This is a genomic window from Azonexus hydrophilus (assembly GCF_905120355.1).
Classification (GTDB): domain Bacteria; phylum Pseudomonadota; class Gammaproteobacteria; order Burkholderiales; family Rhodocyclaceae; genus Azonexus.
Map to the genome: position 1 here is coordinate 1 of NZ_CAJHOB010000035.1, position 3,169 is coordinate 3,169.

6 protein-coding genes are annotated in these 3,169 nt (G+C 47.5%); all 6 read right to left on the reverse strand.

Annotated features, from left to right (window positions below; genetic code table 11):
- Positions 1–187 precede the first annotated feature (187 nt).
- A complete protein-coding gene (locus JYJ39_RS13770) occupies positions 188–721 on the reverse strand; it encodes a hypothetical protein (protein ID WP_205205192.1) in 534 nt (177 codons plus the stop codon).
- 138 nt (positions 722–859) lie between these two features.
- Positions 860–1,081, reverse strand: a complete 222-nt coding sequence (locus JYJ39_RS13775; RefSeq protein ID WP_205205194.1) for a hypothetical protein — start codon at positions 1,079–1,081, stop codon at positions 860–862.
- 68 nt (positions 1,082–1,149) lie between these two features.
- Positions 1,150–1,371: a DUF4926 domain-containing protein gene (locus tag JYJ39_RS14265; RefSeq protein WP_205205196.1), complete on the reverse strand. Its 222-nt coding sequence runs from the start codon at positions 1,369–1,371 to the stop codon at positions 1,150–1,152.
- Between the two features lie 2 nt (positions 1,372–1,373).
- Positions 1,374–1,754, reverse strand: a complete 381-nt coding sequence (locus JYJ39_RS13785) for a hypothetical protein (RefSeq protein ID WP_205205198.1) — start codon at positions 1,752–1,754, stop codon at positions 1,374–1,376.
- 133 nt (positions 1,755–1,887) lie between these two features.
- Positions 1,888–2,121, reverse strand: coding sequence for a hypothetical protein (locus JYJ39_RS13790; RefSeq protein WP_205205200.1), 234 nt, complete (start codon positions 2,119–2,121; stop codon positions 1,888–1,890).
- Between the two features lie 20 nt (positions 2,122–2,141).
- The coding region (locus JYJ39_RS13795; protein ID WP_205205202.1) for a hypothetical protein at positions 2,142–3,169 on the reverse strand (1,028 nt) is incomplete at its 5' end.

The following is a 3,169-nucleotide window of genomic DNA, read 5'->3' on the forward strand; positions in this document are numbered from 1 at the left end:
GCTTGGCCTTTGCCGAGGCTTCCGGTGAGGCCATGTCGACAGAAGCGCAGCCGGTCATCAGTACGGCGGCTGCAAGGGCTAAGGGTGCAAAGTGACGCATGGGAGTTCCTTTCATTCAGTTAAAAAAGACGGTTTGTAAAACATGAATAATGGGTAGCGGCATTCATCCGCTTGGCGCCTTACTTGGTCAGCCAGCGATGAAAGAAGCCGCGTAATCCCTTGGGTTTAGGGGGGAGATTCTGGTCCGGGCAGGGGGGGCTTTTTCTGGAACTGAGTGACCGCCATAAAACCGAACTGATTTCACAATCACCCATCCAAGGGTATTCGTTTTAATACAACCCTCCGGCTGGAAATCTGCGTTTATACGATCCACCTTCATAGCAACCATCTTCCCATCAAGGTAGCCAAAATCACTTAGCAGCACGTCGTCTTTGAAGGTTAGTTCTCCAGATTTTAGGTAGCGACCATTTACCCTGCCAGTAACGACATAAGCAAAGGTGTTTCCCGTGCGTGAAAGCGACGGTTCTGAACCCTCAGAAATTTCTTCAACGGTGTAATCATTCAGGACAAGCAATTCCAAATCAACCTGATAGATTGAACCCAATTTAACTTCATAGAATGGAGAATATGCGAAGCAAGTTATCTCGGCATTGCCGATCTGAAGCGTAACCTGTTCTTCGATATTCTCATCTATGTGTAGAACTTTAGCTTGATAAATCATGGGGCAATCCTGATGATTTTATCGGTCGAGGAATCATTGATCGCCTCCAGAAATCTTTGCCTGTCTGAGGATGAATGGTGGTGATTGCGCCGTCCGCATTTGTTCCAAAAAATTTAGCTTGACCGCTCTTTGCACCAACTACGCATTTCTCAAGCTGCTTTTTGCTTCGGCCAAAATCACCTCAAAAGCGTCGAGATCAAAAGACCATACACTTCTACCGGGGGGTGAAAATATTTCAATCTGAATTGTTTGACCATCTTCATTAGATACTTCTGCAACTTGATCATTTCCAAACCATACCTCGGAAACAACATTTTCTTTATCAGGAAGACTGGCGACTTGCAATTTTAGATATTTCATTTCTGGAGGTTCAAAGCAGCTAGCCTTGTGATAGATCAGAGAAATGGTTTATCATCGGAATTGCATTGTTATTCATGGGTTATCCTGATTGTTTTACGCCTCAATTGACTAGGCAATAAAGATCGTAAGGCTAGTGTTCTACCTTGTGAATCGCAAAACTCCACTTCATAGGCTTCAGTAGGCTCGGTATACACATTAATTACTGCTCCAAGCATTCCCGCTGCTAGCCCATCTTCAGCTAGCATAACCACATCAAAAAGTAAATATCCAATTATATTCTTGGTGGTCACGGCTACTGTTCTGGATCGAAATCTGCGTCTATGCGGCCCACCTTTATGGCAACCATTTTCCCATCAAGGTAGCCAAAGTCACTTAGCAGCGCGTCTTCTTTGAAGATCAATTCTCCAGATTCCAAGCAACGGCCATTCAATCTGCCAGTAATGACATAAGCAAATGCATTTCCTACACGGACAAGCGATGGTTCCGAATCGTCAGAAATCTCTTCAATGGTGTAATCATCGAAGAGATTCAGTTCAACCGGGTAAGACAAACCCACTTTAATCGCATAAGGACATACACTTGCGAAACAGGTTAGTTCAGTATTACCAATCTGAAGCGTGACCTTTTCTTCGACATTCTCGTCTATGTGCAGAATTTTGGCTTGATAAATCATGGTGCGGGCCTGATAACTTTATCGGTCGAGGAACCATTGATAGTCCTCCAGAAATCTTTGCCAGTCTGAGGATAAATGATGGCAATTGCGCCGCCCACATCTGTTCCAACAAAATAATTACAACCCAATAATTTCACTCCAAACCTAAAAACTCTGGCAATTTCTCTACAAATTGTGCCTTATTTACATCCTCATACTCGGCACTCACCCTCCTGATCTGCGATGATAATTCACTACGGCCCTCACCCTCCATAAGCTGAAGCTCCATAGCCAACTGCTCCATCGCCTCTATAGACGTATCTGCATCCAATAATTCCTCATCTGTGAATTCAAGAAAAATTGCCATATCTACAATGGCCTTGGCCAAATGACGACTGATATACCCGCTCACTGTTTCACCACCTTAACCTGAATATTTTTTATTCCTAAATCATTGAACATTTTTATAGCTCTAGCTGCCTGCGCATCGGAGGAAACCTCCCACCTTCCAGCAAGCCCATTCTGGCTCAATGCTTCCGATTGGCGAAGTGCTTGATCCTTAGCTTTATCCGTTGTAACAATCGAAATCTTCCGGTCAATCATGACATCTCCATCTACACCATCAAATTTCACTTGTCGTGTTGTCCCATCAGGCATTGTCCTTTCAAGAACCGGAGCCTGACCACTCTGGGTTACAGGATTTGAACGCGCCCCTGTTGCAGAGTCGTTGTAATCACGCGCAGCTCGGCTCATACCTGCACGCTCATCGACCCATTTAACCTTTGATGCGGCCAATTCTCCATCTGCAAGATTTCCGGCCCCCTTTACCCCACCCAATCCAGCCATACGCCCCGCCACAGCCGCTGCCAGCATACCGGTAGCAGCCCCCCAAATTGCACCACGCTCCTCGTCGATGTTGGTTGTTGGGGCTGGAACTTGAAGGTCAGGATTCAGATTTCCCAGCCCTTTGGCTGCGCCTGTCAGCCAATCCGCCCAACTTTCCGGGCGTGTCGTCGCTTTGTCGAACGGGGTATAGATGCTGTTCTGCAAGCGCAACCCAAAAGCATCCTTCATGAAATCGAGGCCGCCGAGCCGATACTCAAATTCGCCGCTCAACAAACCTGCCGAGTAAATACTCGATGCCAATTCCTCGAACAAGGCAGGGTTGCTTTTCAGCATCTCGGCCCCGGCTCGGTACACCTCCTGCATGTTCGCATCCACGCCGCTCAAGCCGTTGATGTCGCAGTTTTGGAGTACGCACAGCACAGCCGTCAGGTCTTCGGCTTTACCGCCGCCTTTCTTTGCAAGCTCGCTGATTGCCTTCAACTGATCCGGATGCAACTGCCGGTTATAGGTATCGACCATCTGCGCGGCATTTATTGCCGCCAAGGCGTCCTTGCCGAGCAGGGTGGCCGCCAGCGCCGCGCCCAGGCTGG